We start from the raw sequence: 25,760 nt of genomic DNA on the forward strand, positions 1-25,760 counted from the left end.
ATGAAAAGCCGTGATTGGGGGCCAGCCCCCAAACCCCCGAGGAATTTTGCGCCCAAAGACGCCAAGAGCGCTGGTCTGTCGTCGCGTTCGTTGCTAAGGCGCGTGCCATGTTGAAGATTGAAGATATCACCTATGCGGTCGAAGGTCGGCCCCTGTTCGAGGGCGCGAGCTCGGTCATTCCGGATGGGCACAAGGTCGGTCTGGTGGGGCCCAACGGAGCGGGCAAGACGACGCTCTTTCGGTTGATCCGCGGCGAACTGGCGCTGGAGGGCGGCAGCATTTCGGTGCCGCGTGGCGCGCGGATCGGCGGGGTGTCACAGGAGGTGCCAGGATCGGACGTGTCGCTTCTGGATACGGTGCTGGAAGCCGACACCGAACGTGCAGCGCTGATGGCCGAGGCCGAGACGGCGACCGATGGCGCGCGGATTGCAGAAGTGCAGACGCGGCTGGCCGATATCGACGCCTGGTCGGCCGAGGCGCGCGCGGCCTCGATCCTGAAGGGGTTGGGCTTTGACGACGATGAGCAGCAAATGCCCTGTAGCGCGTTTTCCGGCGGGTGGCGCATGCGCGTGGCCTTGGCCGGGGTGCTGTTTGCGCAGCCCGATTTGCTGCTGCTGGACGAGCCGACCAACTATCTCGACCTTGAGGGCGCGTTGTGGCTTGAGAGTTATCTGGCGAAATACCCTTTTACGGTGATCGTCATCAGCCACGACCGTGGATTGCTTAACCGCGCGGTCGGCGCGATCCTGCATCTTGAGGACCGTCAGCTGACATTCTACCAGGGCCCTTACGACCAGTTCGCGCGTCAACGCGCCGAACGGCGTGCGCAGGCCAGCGCGGTGGCAAAGAAGCAGGCGGCGCGCGTGGCGCATCTGCAATCGTTCGTCGATCGGTTCCGCGCCAAGGCCAGCAAGGCCAAGCAGGCGCAATCGCGACTGAAGATGATCGAGCGCATGGACATGGTCAGCGCCCCGGAAGAAATTGCAAAGCGGGTGTTCACATTCCCTCAGCCCGACGAGCTGTCGCCGCCGATCATCCGGGTCGAAAACGGCGTCACCGGCTATGGCGAGACCGAAGTTCTGCGCAAGCTCGATCTTCGGATCGACCAGGACGACCGCATCGCCCTTCTGGGCAAGAACGGTCAGGGCAAGTCGACGCTGGCGAAGCTTTTGTCGGACCGATTGCCACTGATGGCAGGTCGGATCACACGCTCCTCAAAGCTGCGCATCGGGTTCTTTGCCCAGCATCAGGTGGACGAGTTGCACGTGGATGAGACGCCGCTGGATCACCTTCGGCGCGTGCGCCCCGGTGAAATGCCGTCACGGCACCGGGCGCGGCTGGCGGGCTTTGGTTTGATGGCCGCGCAGGCCGAAACGGTCGTCGGACGCTTGTCCGGCGGGCAGAAGGCGCGCTTGTCTCTCTTGCTGGCCACGATTGACGCGCCGCATCTGCTGATCCTGGACGAGCCGACGAACCACCTCGATATCGAAAGCCGCGAGGCGCTGGTCGAAGCGCTGACCGCCTATTCCGGTGCCGTCATTCTGGTCAGCCACGACATGCATCTGTTGTCGATGGTTGCGGACCGGTTGTGGCTGGTCAAGGACGGCCACGTCACCACCTATGAGGACGATCTGGACGCCTACCGCACCATGCTGCTGACGCCGGACAAGCCTGCGAAAGTGGAAAAACCCAAACCGGCGCGCGCGCCGCGGCCGGATCGCGATGCGATGCTGGCTTTGCGATCCGAGCTGCGCAAATGCGAGGCGCGGGTGGAAAAGATCGAGGCGATGCGCGAGCAACTGGCCAAGAAACTGGCCGATCCCGCGCTTTACGAAACCTCGCGCAAGGGCGAGTTGGAAACCTGGAACCGCAAATACGCCGAAGTGATGCAGGGGCTTGGGCGAGCGGAAAGCTTGTGGGAGGCCGCTGCGGCCAAGCTGGACGAGGCAGAAAGCGCGTGACCCGAGCTCTTGCCAAAGCTGCGCGTGGATTCTAGGGCCGGATGATGGATTTCGCGTTCATCATATCGGCCTTCGTCACGCTGTTCGTGGTGATCGACCCCATCGGCCTGACGCCCGTGTTCATCGCGCTGACGCCCGGAATGACGGTACAGCACCGCCGTGTGATCGCGGTGCGGGCCAGCGTGATTGCGGCAGCCTTGTTGTTCCTGTTTGCGTTCTTGGGTGAGCAGGTTCTGGGCTTTATCGGCATCTCGATGCCCGCATTCCGGATTTCGGGTGGCATCCTGTTGTTCCTGACTGCGCTTGACATGCTGTTTGAGCGGCGTACCAAGCGGCGTGACGACAAGGCGGATATCGACGACCTTCCGGACCCTTCGGTGTTCCCGATCGCCATTCCGCTGATCGCCGGCCCAGGCGCGATTGCTTCGGTCATCTTGCTGACAGGTGAAGCCGACGGCACAGCGGGGATGATTACGGTGCTGGGCGTGATGGTCGCCGTGCTGCTGTTGGTCTTTGCCTTTTTCCTGAGCGCCAACCTGATTGAACGGGCGCTCGGCAAGACCGGGATCGTGGTTGTGACTCGGCTGCTCGGAATGTTGCTGGCGGCCTTGTCGGTCCAGTTCGTGCTGGACGGCATTCGCGGCTTCGGCATGGGGTTGGGTGGATAATCTGCCCTGCCCTACAAAATCGCTGTCGCGCGGCCTACATTCAGTAGTCTGAGGACAAGGTGGGATGCGTGATGTCGAGCATGGAATATGGCAATCTGGCTTATCTGGTGCTGCTTGGCGCGGTCGTCGTGTTCTGGTTTCTTGTCAGTCACCGACAAAGCCTGAACAAGACGCTGCAACACGGCGCGCTTTGGGGCCTTATCTTTCTCGGGGTGATCGCTGCCATTGGGCTTTGGGACGATATTCGCCAGACCATTCAGCCCCAGCAGCTTGTGGTTAGTGACGCGGGTCGGATCGAGGTTCCGCGCGCGCCGGACGGGCATTATTACCTGACGCTCGACATCAACAACGCGCCGATCCGGTTTGTCGTGGATACGGGCGCCACCAGCATTGTGCTCACGCAATCCGACGCAAGCCGGATTGGCCTGACGGATGACGACATGATCTATTTCTCGGAAGCCATGACGGCCAACGGCCCGGTGCGCACCGCGCCGGTGAGGCTCGATGAGGTCGCCCTGGGGCCGTTCCGCGACACAAACGTGCGCGCGTTCGTCAATGAGGGAGACATGAAGGGCTCGCTGCTGGGGATGGACTATCTCAGCCGGTTTGCCCGTCTGGAAATCGCCGGGGGGCGTTTGATTCTTCATCGGTAGAACGAAATACGCAATGCCGTCAGCCCGCCGTTTCTGGGGGGTTGGCGACCGCGAAAGCTTGGGCTAGGTTTTGGCTCATATCGAAGTTTTGGAACTGTCATGCGCCACTCGCTGCCACTTGCTCCGCAGTTTTACGTCACCGCGCCCCAGCCGTGCCCCTATCTGGAGGGCCGGATGGAGCGCAAGCTGTTCACTGCGCTGCAGGGGGAACATGCCAACACGTTGAATGACAGCCTCTCCAGACAGGGGTTCCGCCGTTCGCAGAACGTGCTTTACCGGCCGTCCTGTTCGGATTGCGCGGCGTGTCTGTCGGCGCGCATTTCGGTCGAGGCGTTTCGCCCGTCCCGCAGCCAGCGACGCACCATCAAGCGCAACGCGCATCTGCGACGTCGCGCAACCAGCGCCTGGGCGACTGAAGACCAGTATGATCTTTTCCGTCGTTATCTGGATGCGCGCCACGCCGATGGCGGGATGGCCGATATGGACGTCTTTGATTTCGCCGCCATGGTCGAGGAAACGCCGATCCGGTCGCGGGTGATCGAATACACGCATGGAAACGAGCTGGATGCGGTCTGCCTGACGGATGTGCTGGGCGACGGGTTGAGCATGGTTTATTCTTTCTACACGCCCGATGTCCCGGCACAGAGCCTTGGCACCTACATGATCCTCGATCATATCGAAATCGCGCGCGAAGCCGGTCTGCCCTATGTCTATCTGGGATATTGGGTGCCGGGCAGCCCGAAGATGGGCTACAAGGCGTCGTTCTCTGGATTGGAGGTCTTTCGCCGCGGCGCGTGGGAGACGTTCAAATCGCCAGATGCCTATTCGGCAGACACCCATCCCCTGATGACGGATCCGATCGCCGAGCAGGTGTCCAACATATCGCTACCCGATTTGCGGGGATAACCGGCAGCGCGATCTCAAGACTTGTTGTCCCATTTCTCGGTGAACGGGGCGCTGACGATCATCACCAGCAGGACGATTGCGGTCACGGTCAGCGCGATGCCGATCTCGCCCGCGCCGCAGATCAGACCAATCGCACCGGCGCTCCAGATGCTGGCGGCAGTGCCCGCCCCCTTGACGAAATCGCCTTCGCGAAACATCGCCCCCGCGCCCAGAAAGCCGATGCCGGTGATGACGCCCTCCATCACACGGGTGGGGTCGATCTGTGTGTCTTCGTCACCGAATTCGGCACTGAGTTCGGTCGTCGTGATCAGGATTCCGCACGCCACCACCGAGATGATGACATAGGGGCGGAAATCGATCGGTTTGTTGCGGAAATAGCGTTCCAATCCGATTGCAAGCGGCAATAGCGTTGCGGTCAGGAACTGGATGATCACATTGAACAGGGGCACGGTGGTAAAGACGAAAAGCTCGATCATGGGGTATCTTTCGCGACGATGGATCTGATGGGTGAACGCCGTGAACGCGCAAAGGGTTCGACATGGCGTGACGAAATCCCGTTTCACACACCGTCGATGGTGCGGCGCTGTCCGGAATACGCCCGCATGGGACAATTTGCATCGCAGCCCGCCGCGTCCGCAGGGCGTTATGCGATGGAATCGCAGCCTGCCTCTGTGCTAATGCGTGCTTTGAAATCAGCGGCATATGTCGCAGAGTGCGCCTGATTACGAGTGCTATAGTTTTGCCCTGACAGAGATTGCACGGACCGCTGAAATTGGAGTTCCGAACAATGAGCGACTCACCGAAAGCCGACTGGGATCCGCGTTCGCAAGAGGTCCAGTCCGATCAGCGCGCCGCCTATGACACGATGCGGGAGACCTGCCCGGTGGCGTGGAGCGAGTACATGCACTGGTCGCTGTTCCGCCACGCCGACGTAACCCGCGCGATCAAGGATCACACGACGTTCAGTAATGTTGTCTCCAACCGCCTGACTGTTCCCAACGGTATGGATCCGCCAGAGCATACCGCTTGGCGACCGATTGTCGAAAAGTACTTTTCGCAAGACCGTGTGGATGCGTTCGAGCCGACCTGTCGCGCGATTGCCTCTGACTTGATTGCGAACGCGACCGGAAAAGTCGAGTTGATGGCCGCGCTGGCGCATCCTTTTGCGGTTCGCGTGCAATGCGCCTTTCTCGGCTGGCCGGAAGAGCTTTCGGAACCGCTGCGGCAGTGGGTTGCGCGCAACCACGAAGCGACATTGGCGCGCGATCACGCCGCGATGACACGGATCGCGGGCGAGTTCCAAACCCTGATCCGCGAGACAATCGCCGCGCGCATTGACGCGGGTGCGACAGCTGACACCGATGTGGCCGTTGCGCTGACTCAAGAGACTGTCAACGGACGCCTGATCAACGAGGACGAGATCACCAGCATTCTGCGCAACTGGACGGTCGGTGAGATCGGCAGCATTGCCGCTTCGGTCGGAATTCTTGCCGAATACCTCGCCAGTCACCCGGAACTTCAAGACCGACTGCGGGCCAATCCGTCTTTGGCCGGGCCTGCGTCTGACGAAATCCTGCGCCTGCATGGCCCTCTGGTCACGAACCGGCGCATCACGACCTGTCCCGTCGAAATCGGTGGACGCATGCTGGAACGTGGCGCGCGCGTGACGGTGAACTGGGTTGCGGCCAATCGCGACCCGCGGGTGTTTGACGCCCCCGACACGTTCCGTCTCGATCGCGACCCAGACGCCAACCTGCTTTATGGCGCGGGCATCCATGTCTGCCCCGGCGCTCCGCTTGCGCGTATGGAACTGCGGGTCATCCTTGAGGAGCTGCTGGGCGCCACGTCACGCATCGCTTGCGATCCCGACCAGCCCGTGACGCAGGCCGCCTACCCTGCCAGCGGGTTCGCGCAACTGCATCTGATCATGTCGGCGCGCGACTGACAGTGGCGCATGCGCCTTGATTTTTGAAACAATCCAACCTGGAAACAGCCGCTCGATTACACAAAATTACGTTCGTGCGGCAGGATGGCGCAACTAATGCCAAGAAAAAGTGCGATTCCGGTTCTTTTTTCGGACCATTCGATGTTGACCCTCCCCCGGCCTCGCCATAGTGTCCGCCCACGCGAGAAGGAGCCGACATGGCACGAGTCCTAGTCATTGTAGATGAAAAGCGCATGGGCCGGTAACGGAACCTGAACAGGACCCCATGCGCCCCCGACTGACAAGCGGGGGTTTTTTTTCGCGTAACGAACAGAAGTGTCTGTAACGGAGCAAAGCGATGACACGTCAGATGACCGGAGCGAAAATGGTGGTTCAGGCCCTGAAGGATCAGGGTGTCGACACAGTATTCGGATATCCCGGTGGCGCTGTGCTACCGATTTACGACGAGATTTTTCAGCAAAACGGCATTCGCCATTTTCTGGTACGCCACGAACAGGGCGCAGTGCACGCCGCCGAAGGCTATGCGCGCGCCACCGGCAAACCCGGTGTGGTTCTGGTCACGTCCGGTCCCGGTGCAACGAACGCTGTGACCGGTCTGACCGATGCGCTGATGGATTCGATCCCGATCGTTGTTCTGACCGGACAGGTGCCGACCTTCATGATCGGCTCGGACGCGTTTCAGGAAGCCGACACTGTCGGCATCACCCGCCCCTGCACCAAGCATAACTGGCTGGTCAAGGACACCGACAAGCTGTCGGGCGTTCTGCATGAGGCGTTTCATGTCGCCACCACGGGTCGTCCCGGCCCGGTGCTGGTGGACATTCCCAAGGACGTCCAGTTCGCCACCGGCAGCTACACCGAAAAGGCCAAAGCCAAGGTCAGCCATTACCAGCCGCAGGTCAAAGGCGACATGGAGACCATCACGCAATTGGTCGAGGCCATCGAGGTTGCGGAGCGTCCGGTGTTCTATACCGGCGGTGGCGTCATCAATTCCGGCCCCGGTGCCAGCCAATTGCTGCGCGAACTGGTGGAAGCAACCGGCTTTCCGATCACGTCGACCCTGATGGGGTTGGGATGTTATCCCGCGTCCGGCAAGAACTGGCTCGGGATGCTGGGGATGCACGGGCTTTATGAGGCAAACCTTGCGATGCATGATTGCGATCTGATGATCAATGTCGGTGCACGGTTCGACGACCGGATCACCGGACGGCTCGACGCGTTCAGCCCAAGATCGCGCAAAGCGCATATCGACATCGACCCAAGCTCGGTCAACAAGGTGATCCGCGTGGACATGCCGATCATCGGCGATGTGGGCCATGTTCTGGAAGACGTGCTCAAGGTCTGGAAATCGCGGGGCCGCAAGGTCAACCGCGAAGGCTTGCAGAAATGGTGGAGCCGTATCAACGAATGGCGCAAGGTCGATTGCCTGAAGTTCAAGCCTTCGGCAAAAACCATTCGCCCGCAGCACGCATTGGCGCGGCTTGAGGCGCTGACCAAGGGGCGTGATCGCTATATCACCACCGAAGTTGGCCAGCACCAGATGTGGGCCGCGCAATACCTGGGATTCGAAGACCCCAACCGCTGGATGACGTCCGGTGGTCTCGGCACCATGGGTTACGGCACCCCGGCGTCCATCGGCGTTCAGGTGGCGCATCCTGACGCGTTGGTGATCAACGTCGCGGGCGAAGCGTCGTGGTTGATGAACATGCAGGAAATGGGCACGGCGGTGCAGTACCGCCTGCCGGTCAAGCAATTCATCATGAACAATGAACGGCTGGGCATGGTGCGTCAGTGGCAGGAATTGCTGCATGGCGAACGCTATTCGCACAGCTGGTCGGAAGCCCTGCCCGATTTCGTCAAGCTGGCCGAGGCGTTCGGCGCCAAGGGCATCCAGTGCGGCGATCCGGCGGATCTCGACGATGCGATCATGGAAATGCTCGACTATGACGGGCCAGTGATTTTTGATTGTCTGGTGGAAAAGCACGAGAATTGTTTCCCGATGATTCCGTCCGGTGAGCCGCATAACAAGATGCTGCTTGGCGAGGCCAATACCCAGAACGCGATCGGCTCTAAAGGGGCTGTGATGGTTTAAGGCATCGGACCGGCTTGCGCCGGTCCGGCCAAGTGGGGCACCGCCCCGTACCGCAGAATATTTCCAAAGAGAAGAAGACCGCCATGTCCGCGCTAAAGATCAAAAAAGGCTCAAACAAGCATTCCGCGTATAATCTGCGTCCGACGTTTTCAGATGTTCAGGAAACCCACACGCTTGCCATCATCGTGGACAACGAGGCTGGTGTTCTGGCGCGGGTCATCGGGCTGTTTTCCGGGCGCGGCTACAACATCGACAGCCTGACCGTGGCAGAGATCGACCACGAGGGCCACCTGTCACGCATTACCATCGTCACCACCGGCACGCCGCAAGTCATCGAACAGATCAAGGCGCAGTTGGGGCGCATCGTTCCGGTGCATGAAGTGCACGATCTGACGGTCGAAGGCGGTTCGGTGGAGCGGGAACTGGCGCTGCTCAAGGTCGAGGGTGAGGGCGACAAGCGCGTCGAAGCGCTGCGGCTGGCGGATATCTTCCGCGCCCAGGTGGTTGACAGCACTTTGGAGAGTTTTGTGTTCCAGATCACCGGTACGCCGGAAAAAGTGGACGCGTTCGCGGATCTGATGCGCCCTTTGGGCCTGGCCGAGATTGCGCGGACCGGCGTCGCAGCACTTTCGCGCGGCGTCTGACGAACAGGGCCAGAGCGCCGCGCTGGATCGGCCGGGGAGTGCGGCCTATCCTGTGACGGCCATTGGCCCGCTCGCAGGCTCGAAATACTGAGCGAGATCAATGACTTTGCGCGACAGCTTGCCGCCCGAACGGGGCGCGTCGTTGGCGCGATTGCGCTGTCCGGCGCGGAGCGTCTCGGGCAATGTCGGCGAATGCGACTGCATCAAGAGCTGCGGATTGCTGGCTTTGCGCACATTTTGCTGAACCGTCAGATCAAATTGAATGAGATCTCCGGCATCAAGAGGTGGTGCATCGTGAATGCTGGTATCGGCCGGCGTATAGAATGCGAGTTCACCCTGATCCTCGCACCAGATCACGGCTTTCTGCGCGTCCGTGTCGGACCACAGCACAACACCAAACATATTCTGCATTGTCATAATTTCGGTTCCCCATCTTAGAGGTTCAATGTGTTAATTTTTCGTGTGTCAGGACATGGGGAAAATGGTGTCTCGTCGTCGCTTTTTGTGTCGTAACCCGATTGACCCTGACGCGATAAAGCGTCACCATTGTCACAAATTAGTGTCAGAACGTGACCATCGTCGCCAAGAAGCATCCCGTACACTGTTCGGTGCTGGATTTTTCGGCGGCAGGCTTTACTTGATTTGACGGAATAGCGCTGCCCTGCCCTGAGCGCAGGTAAGAAGGATGACCGAATACCGTGCCTGCTCCCAGCCCATCTGAATTGCGCAACACCCTTGGTGCCAACCTGCGCGAATTGGCAAAATCGACCGAGTCGATTTCAGCGCTGTGCCGCGATCTTGGAATCAACCGGACGCAATTCAACCGGTATCTTTCCGGCGAGAGTTTCCCGCGGCCGGACGTGCTTTTCAGAATCTGCCAGTATTTCAATGTCGATGCCCGGATCATCCTCGAGCCGCTCGAAGACATCGCGTTTCGCACCCAGTCGCTGCTGAACCATCCGGAAATCAGCGACTTTCTTGCTCCGGGTGTGACCCAGATGACTGAGTTATTGTTTCCGAGCGGGTTTTACCAGTTTTCACGGCGCAGTTTTTCGGACAACACGGCGTTTCTGCGCGGTTTGGTTTACGTATACCGCAAAGACGGTGCAACGTTCCTGCGGGGCTTTGAGGCGCGCGAAGCGGTGGAGCATCAGGGGCTGCGATCCGATCCCCATACACGCGAATTCAGAGGTCTCGTGCGCGCTGCCGAGGGCGGGGTCGCCATCGTCATCAGCCGTCAGCAAGCATTGAGCACATCCTTCAATTTCCTCGCGCAGGTTCCCTCGTTCGAAAACAACTTTTTCGTCGGTTATGCGGCCCGCACGGCGCAGGAAAGCCCCACAGGCACCCGCGTCGCGCGCATGGTCTGCGAATATCTCGCCCACGACGGACGCAAGGCCCGCGCGGCCGCACGCACGGCGGGGTTATGCAAGGTCGAAGATCTGGCACCGTTCCATCGCACCCAGCTGCGTGTGGACGAGCCTTTCAACTAGGCGCGCTCTCCGGTCGGTTCGACAGGCTGTCCTGATTGACAATGTCATACAGGTGCCAGGTCGCGTGACCGAGCAACGGCAAGGCGATGAACAGGCCCAGGAAGCCCGGAAGCAGGGCCAGGAATGTAAATACGGCAACAAACAGACCCCAGCCCAGCATGATGACGGGGTGCGCCATCACATATTGGAAAGACGTGATCATCGCCGTTACGAAATCGACTTCGCGGTCGAGCAAAAGCGGCAGCGCGATCACCGTGATGTTGAACAGAAGGATCGCGAAAAGAGCGCCTACAACGGTCCCGACTGCCAGCATGGCCAGACCGTTGGACGAAAGATAGACATCAAGCGAACTGGAAATGTTGGTCATCGTGCTGAGCCCGAGGAACAGCGCGAAAATCATGTGGGCGATAAAGAACCAGAACAGGAACACCATGATGATGATCGCGCAGATCGACGGGAGTTGACGGCGCGACTGATGCAGGATGACGCCCAGAATTTCCGACGCCACAAGCGGGTCTCCCCGCTCCAGTCGGCGGCTGACTTCGTAAAACCCGACAGCGGCGAACGGGCCGATCAGCGGAAAGCCGATGGCCGCCAGCACCAGCCAGAAGGTCGTGCCGGTGCTCAGGGTGATCCATGTGATCAGCCATCCGGCAAGCACATAAAACCCCGCGAAAACAAACGCAAACCCCGGAGCGCGGACCATGTCGCGCCAGCCGCGAGCCAAGGCCGTGCGCAAGGTATCGAGCGAGATCGCGTCCAGTTTCGGAACGCCGAGTTCGGGTGTGTCGTTCATGCGCATCTCCAAAAGGTCGTCTGGCCTTTCGCAATGAAAGCGGCTGGAGATCGGTTTGGCAACAGCTAGCTTGGCACCGCGCTGATGCTGCGCCGTGCTCGGGCGATGCCGGTCGCAAGGATCGCGGTATCCGTCAGTCGCCTTGCGCTTCGGCGCGCGATTTGCCGGACACGTTCTGCGCCAAAGTGGCCGCCATGAACGGATCGAGATCGCCGTCAAGCACGCCCTTGGTGTCGGATGTTTCGTAATTGGTGCGCAGATCCTTGACCATCTGATAGGGTTGCAGGACGTAGGAGCGGATCTGGTTGCCCCATCCTGCATCACCCTTGGCCTCATGGGCGGCGTTGATATCGGCGTTGCGGCGATCGAGTTCGAGTTGATAGAGGCGGGATTTCAGCGCTTTCATCGCGATGTCGCGGTTCTGGTGCTGCGATTTTTCCGAGCTCGTGACAACAATGCCGGTCGGCGCGTGGGTGATGCGCACGGCAGAATCGGTGGTGTTGACGTGCTGCCCGCCCGCGCCCGACGAGCGATAGGTGTCGATACGGATGTCCGACGGGTTCACCTCGATCTCGATATTGTCATCGACCACCGGGTAAACCCAGACCGAACAGAAAGAGGTGTGCCGCTTGGCTGCGCTATCGAAGGGCGAGATCCGCACGAGACGGTGCACACCGGATTCCGATTTCAGCCAGCCATAGGCGTTCGGGCCGCTGATCTTGTAGGCCGCGGATTTGATGCCAGCCTCCTCGCCGGGTGTTTCCGATTGCAACTCGACCTCGTAGCCATGCCGCTCGGCCCAGCGGACATACATCCGGGCGAGCATATTTGCCCAGTCGCAGCTTTCCGTACCACCGGCGCCGGAATTGATCTCGAGATACGTGTCGTTGCCATCGGCCTCGCCATCGAGAAGGGCTTCGAGCTCTTTCTTCGCGGCTTTGTCGGCCAGCGACTTGAGAGCGTTTTCGGCATCGGTAATGACTTCCTGATCGCCTTCCATCTCGCCCAGTTGGATCATTTCGACGTTGTCGGACAAATCCTGTTTGATCGAAGTATAGGTCTCGATGGCGTCGACAAGCATCTGGCGTTCGCGCATCAGCTTTTGTGCGGCTTCGGGATCGTTCCACAGATTGGGGTCTTCGACGCGCGCATTGAATTCCTCAAGCCTGTGCTGCGCGGTTTCCCAATCCAGTCGCTGCGCGAGCAGGTTCACGGATTTTTCAATCTGTTCAACGATGTTCTGGATTTCAGCGCGCATTGGCGGTCCTGTTTTGTCGGGCCTCGGATGTCAGGTGTGATAGACCAGCGCCGCCGTCCCGACAAGGCGGGGCAGCGGCGGAGCGTGTGGTTTCTCTGCGCTCAGTAGAGACCGCCGGAACTGAGCGTGCCGAAACTGGCCTTGGGACCGACTGTCGCGGTTCCGCCGCTGGAGGTGGTCACCTGTTTGGACACCGTGCCGTCGCCGCTGTAAAGTTCGAAATTGGAGCCCATCGCAAAGCCGCCGTCGAACTGAATGCCGAAGATCGGCTCTTCGCCTTCGCGGAAACACTCGCGCACGACGTTGTCACCGCTGGCGCTGTCTGACAGCCGCGCACCGGTGTTGCGGTCGATATTGATGAACTGGCAGCTGTCGGGAATACGGAAATCACTGCCGCCGTATTTCGCCACGGCCTTCTGCATGAACGCGTTGAACACCGGTCCACACATCCCGCCACCAGACGCGCCACGACCCAAACTGCGCGGTTGGTCAAAACCGATGTAACAGCCCGCCACGATGTTGGAGGTGAAGCCGACAAACCAGACATCCTTGGAATCGTTTGTCGTTCCAGTCTTGCCCGCTGTCGGCACCGGCAGGTTGACCGCGCCGCGCGCCGTGCCGCGTTCCACCACGCCCTGCAACATAGAGGTCAACTGATACGCTGTGACCTCGTTCATCACCCGTTCACGATTGCTGCGCACCGTCGGCCCCTGCCCCGGTTGCAGGCTGGTCTCGGTGCAATCCACACAGACGCGCTGATCGTGTTTATAAACCGTGTTGCCATAGCGGTCCTGAACCCGGTCAACCAGCGTGGGCTCGACCCGTTCGCCGCCATTCGCAAACATCGCGTAAGCGGCAACCATCTTGTAAAGCGTCGTTTCATCCGCGCCCAGAGCGTTGGCCAAAACCCGGCCCATGTTGTCGTAAACGCCGAATTTCTCGGCATACCGCGCGACCGTGTCCATTCCCACCTCCTGCGCAAGGCGAATGGTCATCAGGTTGCGCGACCGTTCGATGCCGGTGCGCAGGGGCGTCGGCCCGTAGAACTGGTTCGAGGCGTTCTTGGGCCGCCAGACACCCTGCGGCGTGTTGATCTCGATCGGGGCGTCCACGACAATCGTCGCGGGCGAATACCCGCTGTCCAGCGCAGAGGCATAGACAAACGGCTTGAAGCTCGACCCTGGCTGGCGCTGCGCCTGCGTGGCGCGGTTGAAGACCGAGGCCTGATAGCTAAACCCGCCCTGCATCGCGATCACACGGCCGTTGTTGACGTCCATCGCCATGAAGGCACCCTGCACCTGCGGCACCTGGCGCAGCGTCCAGCGAATGAAGCTGCCGTCGCTGTCAGACGTCATGCGGCGGACATGCACAACATCCCCGACAGCCACCAGATCGCCGGCCACCTGTGCCTTGCGGCCCAGAGATCCATCGCTGTTGCGCTTGCGCGCCCATTGCACATCCTTGGCCGGAATCCAGTGACCGTCCTCGTCGTCCGGCACGCCTTCGATCCCGATGCGGGCATCATTCTCACCCACCTCAAGCACCACGGCCGGATACCAGGGGTTTTCCAGACGAATATCGCGCGCCAGTGTGACATTGCTCAGCGCGTCGCGCCATGCCGACCCGTCTGTCAGCTGATCGGCGGGCAAGGTCTTGCCGGTGCCACGCCAGATACCTTGCGAGCGGTCGTATTGCTCCAGCGCGCGTTGCAGCGCGTCCTCCGCCTCGAGTTGCAGTTCCGGGTCGAGCGTGGCGCGCACGCTGAAGCCGCCGGAAAAGAATTCCGCTTCGCCGAAGTCGACGCTCAACTGGCGACGGATCTCGTCGGTGAAATAGTTGCGCGGCGGCAGCGCGTCGCGGAACGGTTCGTAATCGCCGTTCTGGACGGATTTCAGCGGCAGCGCGACCTCGCTCTCGTAGACCTCTTTCGAGATCACGCCGTTTTCCATCATCTCCTTCAACACGAAATTGCGGCGCGACAGCAGCCGATCCTTTTGGCGCACAGGGTGATAATCCGAAGGCGCCTTGGGCAGGGAAGCCAGCGTCGCCGCTTCGTGCGGCGCAAGTTCGGTCAGCGGTTTGTTGAAATAGGTTTGGGCGGCAGCGGTGACGCCATAGGAGTTCTGACCGAGAAAGATCTCGTTCATGTAGAGTTCGAGGATCTTCTCCTTGCTCAGCGTGTCCTCAATGCGCGAGGCCAGGATGATTTCCTTGATCTTGCGCTCGACCCGACGATCGCCGGACAGCAGGAAGTTCTTCATCACCTGCTGGGTGATGGTCGACGCGCCACGCACGTCCTGCCCGCGTGAGGCCACCGCATCAATGGCGGCGGCGGCAATGCCGCGCAGGTCGTAGCCCTGATGGGAATAGAAATTCTTGTCTTCGGCAGAGATAAACGCCTGCTTCACCAGATCGGGGATTTCGCGCGCCGGAGTGAACAGGCGACGTTCCTGCGCGAATTCGTCGATGATACGCCCCTCGCCGGAATAGATCCGCGAGATCGTTGGCGGCGTGTACTGCGCAAGGCTGTCATGGCTGGGCAGATCGCGCCCGTACATCCAGAACACGGCCCCCACGGCAAGCGCGACCATCATCGCACCCATGGTGATGAGCGTGAAGATCGCTCCGAAGAATGACAGGATGAATCGGGTCACGCGTATGGGTGCCTTTGGTTCGGGTTTCCGTATCCCCTACAAAACTGGGGGCTGATGGTCAAAACACAATGCCGTCGTCGCCAATGTTCGGCGGCTTGTGACGCAAGGTTAAGGCGCGCGATCACTTGCGCCTGAGCGGTGCCAGCGCCGTATCCTCGTCGCGCCACGCGATCAGGCCGTCGCGGATACCGGCCGCCATTCCCTGCCGCCAGATCGGATCGGACAGGTTCTTCAATTCTGCGTCCGTAGACAGAAACCCCACCTCGAGCAGAACCGAAGGGATGTCCGCCGCCTTGAGGACCGAAAAGCCTGCGTGGCGCAGCGGACGCTTATGCACCCGCCCGACCGCGTTTTCGATGCCCGCCAGCATGTGCTTGGCCAGCGCCTTGCTGCGCGGCGCGTTTTGCAGCCGTGCAAGGCTCATCAACACGTTGGCAATGCGATCGTCCGAGCGGCTGAGGTCCACTCCAGCCAAGAGATCGTCGCGATTATGGCGTTCCGCAAGCGCCGCAGAGGCCGCATCCGACGCGTCGTCCGACAGGGTGTAGATCGCGGCTCCGCGCGCATTCCCTTCGGCGAGCGCATCCGCGTGAAGCGACAGGAACACGTCGGCTCCTGCGTCACGCGCGCGCGCGACGCGGGCTTCCAGCGAAACGAAGTAATCGCCATCGCGGGTCAACGCCACGTCAAACCCGCCGGCCCGCCGCAAAACGTCTTGCAGTTCGCGACCGAATGTCAGCATGAGATCGGCTTCGCGTATGGTGCCCTGCTCGGCGCCCGGATCAATGCCGCCGTGACCGGGATCAATGACCACCACCAGCCGATTGGGATCGCGCGGCGCGATGGGTTGAACGTCGGCAGGGCGCGGCAGATCCCAGCGCCGGTCGCGCGGCGCGCCTGCGGTCGCATCAAAACGCGCCTGATCGGTCTCCTTCAGCATCACACGGATCGTCGCCGCCCCAGTCTCCGCATCCGTGACCAGCGCGGCAGTGTCGATGATCAATGGTTGCCCCAGATCCGCAACCAGCCGCGACCACCCAGGCCGGTAGCCGCCCACCCGGATCGCATCCACATGCGGCGTGTCGATCAATTTCGTCGGCGCGATGTCGCCCCACAGCACCTCACGGAAATCCATCACGAGCCGATTGGGTTCGGTCAAGGTAAACACCCGCCACGGAACGCCCTGACTGAGATCGAGGCGCAATTCGGCCCCGCTGCCGCGCTCCTGAAACGCGCCATCCTGAAACCGCGCAACAGCGCCCAGATCCTGCGCCAACGCGGGCGCTGCAAGGCAGGTGCACAAAAAGGCCGCCCATATTCGTGTCAAAACACCGCTCATCGCCTGATTCCCCGGTCTCTCAACGGACCGTTTTGCGCACGATACACCATAATCCGACGGTCGGGAAACCACGCCGTCCTCACGCGTCTTCGCTTATGAAATGCAAATCCACCGCCTTGGCAAAAGCCAAGCGTCACACACTATGTCCGCGCGTCTGCATGAAGCGGCGCAAGCGCTCCAGCCCCTCGACGATGTCGGCGGTCGAACGCGCATAGGAAACCCTGATCGTTCCACCACCACGCTCGGGGTCGAAATCAAGTCCCGGCGTCACGGCAACGCCTGCCTCGTCAAGAATGTCGCGCGCAAAGGCGCGGCTGTCATCGGTCAGGTGCGAGATGTCGGCATAGACATAAAACGCGCCATCCGGTGGCGCGATCCGGTCAAACCCGGCCTGCGGCAGACCTTCGATCATCAGCCGCCGGTTTTCGCGGTAGACGGCCATATTCGCCTCAAGCTCCTCGTCCGCATCCATTGCCGCGAGTGCCGTCACCTGCGCGGCGTGCGGCGCGCAAATGAACATGTTTTGCGCCAGACGCTCGACCTGACGCATGTTGGCCTCCGGCATCACCAGCCAGCCGCAACGCCAGCCGGTCATGCTGAAATACTTGGAGAAGGAATTGATTACGCAGACATCGTCGCTGATCTGCAGCGCGCTGACGGCCTTTCGCTCGTATTCGACGCCGTGATAGATTTCGTCCGACAGGAACGCGGCTCCCTTCGCCTGCGCCGCCTCGATCAAAGCGGCCAAAGCGGGCTTGTCGAGCATCGTGCCTGTCGGGTTTGCGGGCGATGCGACCATCATGCCATTATAATCGATCCCGCTAAGATCAGACGGCTCCAACTGAAATCGCGCCTCGGGTCGGGTCTGAATTTCGACCGGGACGAGATCGAGCGAGCGCATGATCTGGCGATAGGATGGATAACCCGGCGCGCCGAGCGCAATGCGGTTCCCGGCATCGAACAGCGCAGTGAAGGCCAGGATGAACCCGCCCGATGAACCCGGCGTGACAATCACGCGCGCCGGATCGAGATCGACATCGTACCAATTGCCATAAAGCTGCGCGATGCGCGTGCGCAGGGCGGGCAGGCCCATCGCAACCGTATAGCCCAACGCATCCCCCTGCATCGCGCGCGACAGCGCATCGCGGGCCGCCGCCGGCGCGGGTGTGCCCGGCTGGCCGACCTCCATGTGGATGATGTGCCGGCCTGCGTCCTCGGCCTGCCGTGCGGCTTCCATCACGTCCATCACGATAAAGGGATCGACCGCCCCGCGGCTTGAGTTTCGCATCATTCTCTTCCTAAACTGCTCGCGACATCTCCTATGGGCGAAGGCAGGGCCACGTCAATGTATAGAGCAACGCGGCGCCTCGTTCGGATGGCCGGTCTGGCCTTGTGCCTCGCGACGCTGATCGCCGCGGCACCGGCACGCGCGGTTCAGCTCTTGCGCGATGCCGATATCGAATACGCGCTCACCCAACTCGGAGCGCCGGTTCTGCGCGCCGCCGGGCTCAGCCCGTCGCACGTGCAGATCCTTCTGATCAACGACAACTCTCTCAACGCCTTTATCGTCGACACGCAGCACATCTTCATCCACTCAGGTCTGATGTCCAAACTCGAAACCGCGGCGCAGATACAGGCTGTGATCGCGCATGAGGCCGCTCATATCGCCAATGGCCACATCTCGCGCCGGTTGGGAAACATGCATTCGGCGCGCACCGCGTCCGGGCTGGGCCTCGTGCTGGCGGCTGCGGCTGCCGCAGCGGGTGGCGGACGGGCCGCCGCGGGTCTGGCCATCGGAACCCAATCCTCGGTGATGCGCAGCCTGCTGTCGCATTCCCGCGCCGAGGAAGCCTCGGCCGATATCAGCTCGATCCGCTACCTCATGCGGGCGGGAATCGACCCGCAAGGTGCAATTGAGGTGCAGGATCTGTTTCGCGGACAGGAGGCATTGTCCGAAAGCAGGCAAGACCCGTATATGCGCTCACACCCCCTGACGCGCGACCGGTTGCGGGCGCTCAAGGGGCTGGTTTCCGGTTCGAAGGCGCAAGGCGCGACCGATCCGGCGGCGGCCTACTGGTTCGCGCGGGCCAAAGGCAAGCTGACGGCATTCACTCGCGCGCCGACATGGACGCTGCGGCGCGCCGACCAAAGCGGCAGCGCGGATATCGCGCAGATGCGCAAGGCCGTGGCATATCACCGCCAAAGCGATCTGGGCCGTGCACTCGGCCAGATCGACGGCGCGATCTCTCAACGCCCGAAGGATCCATTTCTGCGTGATCTCAAGGGCCAAATCCTGCTGGAATCGCGGCGTGCTGGCGATGCCGTGGCCGTCTATTCCGCCGCCGCCCGCCTTGCGCCGAACCATCCTCTCATACTGGGTGGATTGGGGCGCGCGCATCTGGCGGCGGGCAATCCCGGCGAAGCGCTGCGCGTTCTAGAAAGCGCGCGCGGGCGAGATTACGGCGATGCGCGCATCCTGCGCGACCTGTCCGTTGCTTACGCCACAACCGGCAATAACGCGATGGCATCGCTGGTCACGGCGGAGCGCTATGCCCTGCAAGGCCGCCTGAACGATGCCGCCATCCAAGCCAAACGCGCCGAGGGTGCCTTGGCGCGGGGATCGGGGCCATGGAAACGCGCGCAAGATGTGTTAAGTGCCGCTCAACGCGCCACCCGGCGCTGAATGACTTCAACGGAGACGCTCATGTTCAAATCCCGCCTCGCCCCTGTCACCCTTGCGCTTTTGCTCGCAACGGGTGCTCAGGCCGCCGATCTCAACCTCGATCAGATGTCCGAATCCGACCGAGCCGCCTTTGGCGAGGAGGTGCGCAAGTATCTTCTGGAAAATCCCGAAGTCATCATGGAAGCGGTGCGCGTTCTGGAAGAACGCCAACAAGCCGAGCAGGCCCAAGGGGATGTCGAACTGGTTGCCGACAATGCCGACGCGATCTTTCAGGACGGCTATTCCTGGGTCGGTGGCAACCCGGATGGCGATATCACCGTCGTCGAATTTCTTGATTATCGCTGCGGATACTGCCGTCGTGCGCATCCGGAGGTTCTGGAGCTGATCGAGAGCGACGGCAACATCCGCTACGTGGTCAAGGAATTTCCGATCCTGGGCGAAAATTCGGTGCTGTCCTCCCGCTTTGCACTTGCTGTGCGCGACATTGCCGGGGACGAGGCTTACGAGTCGGCGAACGAAGCTCTGATGGCACTCAACGCCGAAATGGAACCGCCCGTCATGCGCAAGCTGGCGGAGACGCTCGGACTTGATGCGGACGCGGTTCTGGCCGCGATGGACAGCGATGCGATCACCGAGCAGTTGGCGATGACCCGCGCGCTGGCGCAAAATCTGAATATCAGCGGCACGCCGACCTTCGTGATGGGAGACGAATTGGTGCGGGGTTACGTTCCGCTTGATGCGATGCAGCAAATCATCGCCGCCGAGCGTCAGGAGGGGTAAGGCACCCCGCGCCGCGCCCTACTCCGCCGCGTCCTTGGACGCGGCGGTTTCCAGTTCTTCGGCCCGACGTTCCACTGCCTCGACGATATGGTCGACCATCTGATCGTTGCTCATCTTGTGGCTCTGCTTGCCCGCAAGATAGACCATCCCCGCGCCATTGCCGCCGCCGGTAAAGCCGACATCGGTCATCAACGCCTCGCCCGGCCCGTTCACGACGCAGCCGATGATCGACAGGCTCATCGGCGTCTTGATGTGCTCAAGCCGTTTTTCCAGCGTCTCGACCGTCTTGATCACATCGAACCCCTGCCGCGCGCAGGACGGGCACGAGATGATGTTGACACCGCGATGGCGCAGGCCGAGCGATTTCAGGATCTCGAACCCCATCTTGACCTCTTCGACCGGATCGGCCGACAGCGACACACGGATCGTGTCGCCAATGCCCATCCACAGCAGGTTGCCCATGCCGATGGCCGACTTGACGGTGCCAGCGATCAACCCGCCCGCCTCGGTGATGCCAAGATGGATGGGCGCGTCGGTGGCCTCTGCCAGTTGTTGATAGGCAGCGGCGGCCATGAACACGTCCGACGCCTTGCAGCTGATCTTGAATTCGTGAAAATCGTTGTCTTGCAGGATCTTGATATGATCGAGCCCGGATTCCACCATCGCATCGGGACACGGCTCTCCGTATTTCTCTAGCAGATGCCGTTCCAGCGATCCGGCGTTCACTCCGATGCGGATCGAACAGTTGTGGTCCCGTGCCGCCTTGATGACCTCGCGCACGCGCTCCTGCGAACCGATATTGCCCGGATTGATCCGCAAACAGGCGGCCCCGGCCTCGGCCGCCTCGATCCCGCGTTTGTAGTGGAAATGGATGTCGGCAACGATCGGCACCGGGCTTTCGCGCACAATTTCCTTCAGCGCGCGGGAACTGTCCTCGTCGGGCACCGAAATCCGGACAATGTCCGCACCGGCGTCCGCGGCGGCCTGAACCTGCGCGATTGTCGCCTTGACGTCGGGCGTCAGGGTGTTGGTCATCGTCTGGACGCTGATCGGGGCGTCGCCACCGACAGGCACGTTGCCCACCATGATCTGACGCGATTTTCGACGGTAAATGTTGCGCCACGGACGGACGGGATTGAGGCTCATAAACGGGTTCCTTTGGCGGTGTCGTGCAACCGCCTTGCCGGGGTCATACCCGTTACCTAGGCCCGTGGGCCGGATGCTTCAAGTGTGAAGGGCGTCAGTCGCGGACCACGTCAGCCGCTTGCGGCACAGCCAGTTCGGCCACGACGCGCGCCAGATCGCTGTCCGCCTCCATCGAGGCGACGGAATAGGTTTGCGACAGTTGATCGACCGACAGCGCAAGATTGGATGTGACAGACCCGCGCGATCCAGCAGGCCCGTAGGTCTGGCCGTTCATCGCGAAATAGACCGCGCCCGACTCTCCGACACGCAACGTCGGCGGCTCCTGCGTGACCGGCACATCGTAGGTATCGCCCGCGTTCATGATCGTCTCAAAGATCACGCTGCCATCTGCGGCGCGCACGCGAATCCACGCAGGGCGCACCGCAACAAGGGTGACACCCGGCGCACTGTCTTCGAGGATCTTGGGCTGCCCGATGCTGGGTTGGACCGTATCGGTGCCAAGTTCCGCCAGAACACGGTTCAGATCACTGTCGCCCTGAAGGTTGGCCGGCTCGAGCGCGGCAGTCAAAGTGGGGCCATCGAGCGGCAAATCGGATGTGACCGTACCGGCCGCCCCGACAGGGCCGATGGTCTGGCCATTGACCGCAAGATAAAGCGCGCCGCTTTCGCCGACGTTCAATAGTGCATCGCTTTGCGACGCGGGAACGGTCCAGGTATCCCCCGCCGCCATCACCTTTTCGAACAGGATGGAGCGGTCGTCACCGCGCACACGCACCCACGCCGGGCGTGCCGCGATCAGAGTGACACCGTCTTTCGGCAACGCTCCGGAGGACAGGATGCTGGCCGCGGCCAGGCTTGTCGCCGGCTCCAGATCGACACTGGGCAAGGCCTGTTGTGCGGCTTGCGCAAAGGCCCCGACGCTGTTGGGGTCAAGCGTTGAGATCGGCGCATCGCGGGCGACCAGAACCGGCACGTCCAATGCTTGCGGGCGGTAAAGCCGGTCAAAAGCATCAACGCTGACCGGGGGCGTGAACACGCCCGCAGCCGCATTGGCCATGTCTTCGGACGGCGCTGTTTCGACCGGCACGCCAGCGGCTTCGAGCGGATCCAGATCGGACAGCACAACAGGCGTCTGATCGACCGGAGCAAGCTGAACGCGCTGCACTTCTTGCAAAACGGAATAGCCGCCGTACCCCAGACCGCCTAGCAACAGCGCAAGAACAAGGGTGGAGCCTATGGCGCCCGGTTCGATGCGCGACATGAATGAATCGCCGCCCGGTGCAAATGGCAACGCGGGTTGGGAAAACGGGTCGCGTGGCAGCGCCGCCTTGGCAGCGCGCGCGGCCTCGGCGGCTTTGCGGGAGGACGCGGCGTCAGACATGCCGTGCGCGGTTTCAAACCCGCTCTCGGCGCAGAAAACAGAATAGGTGTCGTCCGGGTCCATGCCCAGATAGCGCGCATAGGACCGGACATAACCGGCGATGAAGCCGGGTGTATCGAAGGCTGTCGGATCACAGTTTTCGATGGCCGCGATATAGCTAGCCTTGATGCGCAGCTCTCGTTGGACGTCCAGAAGCGACTTGCCCAAGGTGGCGCGTTCGCCCCGCATGACGTCCCCCAGACGGAGTTCGAAATCGTCGAATCCGCGCGGTGTCGTTTCAATGATGTCTTGCGATGATTTTGGGGTTTTCCGCCCAATCATACTCGCTGCCCCTTGCGTTCTTACCATGTAAGCGCTGCCCGCGCGGCGCTTACTCGGTGAGTCGAGTCGCGCTTCTTATTGCGACAACGCTATCACAGGACAAGGCGTATTGCACCGATTCCAATCGTTATGCACTCAGTTCGGCGCGATTTAGCGCACAGTGTGACCAGAGCTCATCCATCGCCTGAACCAGCGTGTCGATCTCTTTCGGCCCGTGCACCGGTGACGGCGTAAAGCGCAGACGCTCCGTTCCGCGCGGCACGGTCGGGAAATTGATCGGCTGAACATAGATGCCAAACTGCTCCAGCATCATGTCGGACAGTTTCTTGGTGTGCTTGGGGTCGCCGACGATCACTGGAATGATGTGGCTGCCGTGGTCGATGATCGGCAAGCCCAATCCCTTGAGCCGCATCTTGAGGATTCGCGCCTGAAGTTGGTGCTGATCGCGCAAGGACTGGTCTTCTTTTAGATGTGCCACGGACGCCGCCGCACCGGCAGCCACCGCAGGCGGCAGTGATGTGGTGAAGATGAAGCCAGGCGCGTAGGACCGGATCGCATCGCACATCTTGGCCGAGGCCGCGATATAGCCGCCCATCACGCCATACGCTTTGGCCAGCGTGCCGTTGATGATGTCGACACGGTGCATCAGACCGTCACGCTCGGCCACCCCTGCCCCGCGCGGACCGTACATGCCCACCGCGTGCACCTCGTCCATGTAGGTCAGGGCGTTGAATTCGTCGGCAAGATCGCAGATCGCCTCGATCGGACCGAAATCGCCATCCATGGAGTAGATCGATTCGAAGGCGATCAGTTTCGGCGCTTCGGGATCGTCAGCGGCGAGCAGTTCGCGCAGGTGATCCAGATCGTTATGTTTGAAAATCCGCTTGGCCCCGCCATTGCGGCGCACACCCTCGATCATCGAGGCGTGATTGAGCGAATCCGAATAGATGATGAGACCGGGAAACAGCTTGGGCAGCGTCGAAAGCGTGGCGTCGTTGGCGATGTAGGCCGACGTGAACAGCAGCGCCGCTTCCTTCTGGTGCAGATCGGCGAGTTCCGCCTCAAGACGCTTGTGATACACGGTCGTGCCGGAGATGTTGCGCGTTCCCCCGGAACCGGCGCCGGTCGCGTCGATGGCCTCATGCATGGCGGCCAGAACCTTGGGGTGTTGGCCCATGCCAAGATAGTCGTTGCCGCACCAAACGGTGATATTGCGTTCCGACCCGTCGGGCTTGCGCCAGACAGCGTGCGGGAATTGACCATTCTGACGCTCGATATCAATGAAGGTTCTGTAACGCCCTTCCTGATGCAGACGATCGAGGGCTTCATCGAGTTTGACGGTATAGGTCACCGGCGTCTCCTTGTGGTCTGCGATCTGTCAGGGCAAGCACGGCCCCTTGTCGCATTCGCGTTTTAGAATGGATACAGATTGCGTGCGTCTATATCAATCTTTGTAGGAATGACCAACGGTCGCAGCCTTGATTTAAGTCAACAAACGACCCGTCTTGCTGCCAAAGGTCGCCAAAAAGCGCATCTGCACCATATGAATCGCCCGATTCCGTGATGCGAACGCGGTCTGGACAGCCCCCATCACGGTGTTAGGCTCCGCCGAAATTCGCCCTTTCAGGAGATCTGATCATGTCTGTCGACCCCGTTCTCGCCCGTATCGATTCCGACCTGCCCGCAAGCCTCGACCGTTTGATGGAGCTGTTGCGCATTCCGTCCATTTCCACCGATCCCGCCTACAAGGAAGACTGTGACCGCGCCGCGGACTGGCTGGTTGCTGATCTGAAATCCATCGGAGTCGATGCCTCCAAACGGGAAACGCCCGGTCATCCGATGGTGGTGGGCCATGTCGACGGCCCCGGCCCGCATCTTTTGTTTTACGGCCATTACGATGTGCAACCGGTCGATCCGCTGGAACTGTGGGACCGCGATCCGTTCGATCCGCAGATCGAAGACACGCCCAAAGGCGACGTCATCCGGGGCCGCGGCACATCCGACGACAAGGGCCAGTTGATGACCTTTGTCGAGGCATGCCGCGCCTGGAAGGCGGAACACGGCACCCTGCCCTGCAAGATCACGTTCTTCTTTGAGGGCGAGGAGGAATCCGGCTCGCCGTCGTTGGTGCCGTTTCTGAAAGAGAACGCCGACGAGTTGAAAGCCGATATCGCCCTGATTTGCGACACCGGACTTTACGACAGCCGTGTGCCGGCGATCACCACCATGCTGCGCGGCATGTTGAAGCAAGAGATCACCATCACCGGCCCCAGCCGCGATCTCCATTCCGGCATGTATGGCGGCGCGGCGATGAACCCGATCCGGGTGCTGGCGAAAATCATTGCCGCGCTGCATGACGACAATGGCCGCGTCACCGTTCCGGGATTCTACGACGGCGTGCATGAAATCTCCGATGAATTGCGGGACCAATGGGAGGCTCTGGAGTTCGATCACAAGGCGTTTCTGAAAGACGTCGGCCTGTCGGAACTTGCAGGCGAGGCCGGGCGCAGCGCGCTCGAGATGATCTGGGCGCGTCCCACCTGCGAGGTGAACGGCATCGGTGGCGGCTATCAGGGCGCGGGCTTCAAGACTGTGCTGCCGTCCAAGGCTCATGCAAAGATCAGTTTCCGGTTGGTGGGCGATCAGGATCCGGAAGCGATCGACAAGAGCTTCCGCGACATGGTTCACGCGTTGCTGCCGCGCGATTGCGAGGTCAGTTTCAACAGCGACGGTGCGGCCCCCGCCTCTGTCATGTCGATTGACAACCCCGCCTTCGAGACGGCGCGCAACGCGCTGAGCGATGAGTGGCCGGACGAGGCGGCCTTTATCGGCAGCGGCGGCTCGATCCCGGTTGCGGGCTATTTCCAGTCGGTCCTGGACACCGAATCCATGCTGATCGGGTTTGGCAAGGATGATGATCAACTCCACAGCCCGAACGAGAAATATGATGTCGAGAGCTTTCATAAAGGCACGCGCAGTTGGGCGCGAATCCTCGACGCGCTTAGCAAGGGGTGAAAGGTGACGTAGGGGAACAAGGGCG

General features: G+C 61.2%; 21 protein-coding genes. 11 read left to right on the forward strand and 10 right to left on the reverse strand.

Annotated elements, in window-relative coordinates; genetic code table 11:
* Window positions 1–107: 107 nt before the first annotated feature.
* From ACGKZZ_RS07975 to ACGKZZ_RS07990, 4 genes are all read left to right on the forward strand, one after another.
* Window positions 108–1,961 (forward strand): ABC-F family ATP-binding cassette domain-containing protein, encoded by a 1,854-nt coding sequence (locus ACGKZZ_RS07975; protein WP_411222992.1) that lies wholly within the window; start codon window positions 108–110, stop codon window positions 1,959–1,961.
* Between the two features lie 44 nt (window positions 1,962–2,005).
* Window positions 2,006–2,629, forward strand: a complete 624-nt coding sequence (locus tag ACGKZZ_RS07980) for a MarC family protein (RefSeq protein ID WP_411223156.1) — start codon at window positions 2,006–2,008, stop codon at window positions 2,627–2,629.
* Window positions 2,630–2,700: 71 nt separating this feature from the next.
* On the forward strand, window positions 2,701–3,282 hold the full coding sequence (locus tag ACGKZZ_RS07985) for a TIGR02281 family clan AA aspartic protease (protein WP_411222993.1): 582 nt from the start codon (window positions 2,701–2,703) through the stop codon (window positions 3,280–3,282).
* A gap of 99 nt (window positions 3,283–3,381) precedes the next feature.
* Window positions 3,382–4,188, forward strand: a complete 807-nt coding sequence (locus ACGKZZ_RS07990) for an arginyltransferase (RefSeq protein ID WP_411222994.1) — start codon at window positions 3,382–3,384, stop codon at window positions 4,186–4,188.
* 14 nt (window positions 4,189–4,202) lie between these two features.
* Here ACGKZZ_RS07990 and ACGKZZ_RS07995 read toward each other — a convergent pair whose 3' ends face one another.
* Window positions 4,203–4,664, reverse strand: a complete 462-nt coding sequence (locus ACGKZZ_RS07995; RefSeq protein ID WP_411222995.1) for an MgtC/SapB family protein — start codon at window positions 4,662–4,664, stop codon at window positions 4,203–4,205.
* A 311-nt stretch (window positions 4,665–4,975) separates the two neighbouring features.
* Between ACGKZZ_RS07995 and ACGKZZ_RS08000 the strand changes: the two genes are divergently transcribed.
* From ACGKZZ_RS08000 to ilvN, 3 genes are all read left to right on the forward strand, one after another.
* Window positions 4,976–6,133 (forward strand): cytochrome P450, encoded by a 1,158-nt coding sequence (locus ACGKZZ_RS08000; RefSeq protein ID WP_411222996.1) that lies wholly within the window; start codon window positions 4,976–4,978, stop codon window positions 6,131–6,133.
* Between the two features lie 337 nt (window positions 6,134–6,470).
* On the forward strand, window positions 6,471–8,225 hold the full coding sequence (locus ACGKZZ_RS08005; RefSeq protein WP_411222997.1) for an acetolactate synthase 3 large subunit: 1,755 nt from the start codon (window positions 6,471–6,473) through the stop codon (window positions 8,223–8,225).
* Between the two features lie 83 nt (window positions 8,226–8,308).
* Window positions 8,309–8,869 (forward strand): acetolactate synthase small subunit, encoded by a 561-nt coding sequence (ilvN, locus tag ACGKZZ_RS08010; protein WP_411222998.1) that lies wholly within the window; start codon window positions 8,309–8,311, stop codon window positions 8,867–8,869.
* Window positions 8,870–8,914: 45 nt separating this feature from the next.
* Here the strand turns inward: ilvN and ACGKZZ_RS08015 are convergent, their stop codons facing one another.
* Window positions 8,915–9,280, reverse strand: coding sequence for a hypothetical protein (locus ACGKZZ_RS08015; protein WP_411222999.1), 366 nt, complete (start codon window positions 9,278–9,280; stop codon window positions 8,915–8,917).
* A 287-nt stretch (window positions 9,281–9,567) separates the two neighbouring features.
* Between ACGKZZ_RS08015 and ACGKZZ_RS08020 the strand changes: the two genes are divergently transcribed.
* Window positions 9,568–10,362, forward strand: coding sequence for a helix-turn-helix domain-containing protein (locus tag ACGKZZ_RS08020; protein WP_411223000.1), 795 nt, complete (start codon window positions 9,568–9,570; stop codon window positions 10,360–10,362).
* Here ACGKZZ_RS08020 and ACGKZZ_RS08025 read toward each other — a convergent pair.
* The 5 genes from ACGKZZ_RS08025 to ACGKZZ_RS08045 form a co-directional block, all read right to left on the reverse strand.
* Window positions 10,355–11,158 carry a DUF2189 domain-containing protein gene (locus ACGKZZ_RS08025; protein ID WP_411223002.1) on the reverse strand — a complete coding sequence of 268 codons (804 nt, stop codon included), beginning with the start codon at window positions 11,156–11,158 and terminating at the stop codon, window positions 10,355–10,357. The genes ACGKZZ_RS08020 and ACGKZZ_RS08025 overlap by 8 nt on opposite strands.
* A 133-nt stretch (window positions 11,159–11,291) precedes the next feature.
* On the reverse strand, window positions 11,292–12,416 hold the full coding sequence (gene prfB / locus ACGKZZ_RS08030; RefSeq protein ID WP_411223003.1) for a peptide chain release factor 2: 1,125 nt from the start codon (window positions 12,414–12,416) through the stop codon (window positions 11,292–11,294).
* A 101-nt stretch (window positions 12,417–12,517) separates the two neighbouring features.
* On the reverse strand, window positions 12,518–15,070 hold the full coding sequence (locus tag ACGKZZ_RS08035; RefSeq protein WP_411223004.1) for a penicillin-binding protein 1A: 2,553 nt from the start codon (window positions 15,068–15,070) through the stop codon (window positions 12,518–12,520).
* A 121-nt stretch (window positions 15,071–15,191) separates the two neighbouring features.
* Window positions 15,192–16,409: an N-acetylmuramoyl-L-alanine amidase gene (locus tag ACGKZZ_RS08040; RefSeq protein ID WP_411223005.1), complete on the reverse strand. Its 1,218-nt coding sequence runs from the start codon at window positions 16,407–16,409 to the stop codon at window positions 15,192–15,194.
* 133 nt (window positions 16,410–16,542) lie between these two features.
* Window positions 16,543–17,697: a pyridoxal phosphate-dependent aminotransferase gene (locus tag ACGKZZ_RS08045; protein WP_411223157.1), complete on the reverse strand. Its 1,155-nt coding sequence runs from the start codon at window positions 17,695–17,697 to the stop codon at window positions 16,543–16,545.
* A gap of 57 nt (window positions 17,698–17,754) precedes the next feature.
* On the opposite strand from ACGKZZ_RS08045, the gene ACGKZZ_RS08050 reads away from it, so the two are divergent.
* Both ACGKZZ_RS08050 and ACGKZZ_RS08055 read left to right on the forward strand, forming a co-directional pair.
* Window positions 17,755–19,092: a M48 family metalloprotease gene (locus ACGKZZ_RS08050; protein ID WP_411223006.1), complete on the forward strand. Its 1,338-nt coding sequence runs from the start codon at window positions 17,755–17,757 to the stop codon at window positions 19,090–19,092.
* 21 nt (window positions 19,093–19,113) lie between these two features.
* The gene (locus ACGKZZ_RS08055; RefSeq protein WP_411223007.1) at window positions 19,114–19,872 is read left to right on the forward strand and encodes a DsbA family protein; all 759 of its coding nucleotides are present in this window, start codon (window positions 19,114–19,116) and stop codon (window positions 19,870–19,872) included.
* An 18-nt stretch (window positions 19,873–19,890) separates the two neighbouring features.
* Here the strand turns inward: ACGKZZ_RS08055 and ispG are convergent, their stop codons facing one another.
* The 3 genes from ispG to hemA all read right to left on the reverse strand — a co-directional run bounded on the left by ispG (window position 19,891) and on the right by hemA (window position 24,071).
* A complete protein-coding gene (gene ispG, locus ACGKZZ_RS08060; RefSeq protein WP_411223008.1) occupies window positions 19,891–21,018 on the reverse strand; it encodes a flavodoxin-dependent (E)-4-hydroxy-3-methylbut-2-enyl-diphosphate synthase in 1,128 nt (375 codons plus the stop codon).
* A 94-nt stretch (window positions 21,019–21,112) separates the two neighbouring features.
* Window positions 21,113–22,720 carry a helix-turn-helix domain-containing protein gene (locus ACGKZZ_RS08065; RefSeq protein ID WP_411223009.1) on the reverse strand — a complete coding sequence of 536 codons (1,608 nt, stop codon included), beginning with the start codon at window positions 22,718–22,720 and terminating at the stop codon, window positions 21,113–21,115.
* Between the two features lie 127 nt (window positions 22,721–22,847).
* Window positions 22,848–24,071 (reverse strand): 5-aminolevulinate synthase, encoded by a 1,224-nt coding sequence (gene hemA, locus ACGKZZ_RS08070; protein ID WP_411223010.1) that lies wholly within the window; start codon window positions 24,069–24,071, stop codon window positions 22,848–22,850.
* Window positions 24,072–24,358: 287 nt separating this feature from the next.
* Here hemA and ACGKZZ_RS08075 point away from each other — a divergent pair, with 287 nt between their 5' ends.
* Window positions 24,359–25,735, forward strand: a complete 1,377-nt coding sequence (locus ACGKZZ_RS08075; RefSeq protein WP_411223011.1) for a dipeptidase — start codon at window positions 24,359–24,361, stop codon at window positions 25,733–25,735.
* Window positions 25,736–25,760: the final 25 nt, after the last annotated feature.

The organism is Marivita sp. S2033 (assembly GCF_046592965.1).
Taxonomy (GTDB): domain Bacteria; phylum Pseudomonadota; class Alphaproteobacteria; order Rhodobacterales; family Rhodobacteraceae; genus Marivita.

Excerpts from the sequence above, each read along its gene's own strand:
- ACGKZZ_RS07975 (WP_411222992.1), top strand. The coding sequence starts at position 108 with ATGTTGAAGATTGAAGATATCACCTATGCGGTCGAAGGTCGGCCCCTG.
- ACGKZZ_RS07980 (WP_411223156.1), top strand. The coding sequence starts at position 2,006 with ATGGATTTCGCGTTCATCATATCGGCCTTCGTCACGCTGTTCGTGGTG.
- ACGKZZ_RS07985 (WP_411222993.1), top strand. The coding sequence starts at position 2,701 with ATGTCGAGCATGGAATATGGCAATCTGGCTTATCTGGTGCTGCTTGGC.
- ACGKZZ_RS07990 (WP_411222994.1), top strand. The coding sequence starts at position 3,382 with ATGCGCCACTCGCTGCCACTTGCTCCGCAGTTTTACGTCACCGCGCCC.
- ACGKZZ_RS07995 (WP_411222995.1), bottom strand. The coding sequence starts at position 4,664 with ATGATCGAGCTTTTCGTCTTTACCACCGTGCCCCTGTTCAATGTGATC.
- ACGKZZ_RS08000 (WP_411222996.1), top strand. The coding sequence starts at position 4,976 with ATGAGCGACTCACCGAAAGCCGACTGGGATCCGCGTTCGCAAGAGGTC.
- ACGKZZ_RS08005 (WP_411222997.1), top strand. The coding sequence starts at position 6,471 with ATGACACGTCAGATGACCGGAGCGAAAATGGTGGTTCAGGCCCTGAAG.
- ilvN (WP_411222998.1), top strand. The coding sequence starts at position 8,309 with ATGTCCGCGCTAAAGATCAAAAAAGGCTCAAACAAGCATTCCGCGTAT.
- ACGKZZ_RS08015 (WP_411222999.1), bottom strand. The coding sequence starts at position 9,280 with ATGCAGAATATGTTTGGTGTTGTGCTGTGGTCCGACACGGACGCGCAG.
- ACGKZZ_RS08025 (WP_411223002.1), bottom strand. The coding sequence starts at position 11,158 with ATGAACGACACACCCGAACTCGGCGTTCCGAAACTGGACGCGATCTCG.
- prfB (WP_411223003.1), bottom strand. The coding sequence starts at position 12,416 with ATGCGCGCTGAAATCCAGAACATCGTTGAACAGATTGAAAAATCCGTG.
- ACGKZZ_RS08040 (WP_411223005.1), bottom strand. The coding sequence starts at position 16,409 with ATGAGCGGTGTTTTGACACGAATATGGGCGGCCTTTTTGTGCACCTGC.
- ACGKZZ_RS08045 (WP_411223157.1), bottom strand. The coding sequence starts at position 17,697 with ATGCGAAACTCAAGCCGCGGGGCGGTCGATCCCTTTATCGTGATGGAC.
- ACGKZZ_RS08050 (WP_411223006.1), top strand. The coding sequence starts at position 17,755 with ATGTATAGAGCAACGCGGCGCCTCGTTCGGATGGCCGGTCTGGCCTTG.
- ACGKZZ_RS08055 (WP_411223007.1), top strand. The coding sequence starts at position 19,114 with ATGTTCAAATCCCGCCTCGCCCCTGTCACCCTTGCGCTTTTGCTCGCA.
- ispG (WP_411223008.1), bottom strand. The coding sequence starts at position 21,018 with ATGAGCCTCAATCCCGTCCGTCCGTGGCGCAACATTTACCGTCGAAAA.
- ACGKZZ_RS08065 (WP_411223009.1), bottom strand. The coding sequence starts at position 22,720 with ATGATTGGGCGGAAAACCCCAAAATCATCGCAAGACATCATTGAAACG.
- ACGKZZ_RS08075 (WP_411223011.1), top strand. The coding sequence starts at position 24,359 with ATGTCTGTCGACCCCGTTCTCGCCCGTATCGATTCCGACCTGCCCGCA.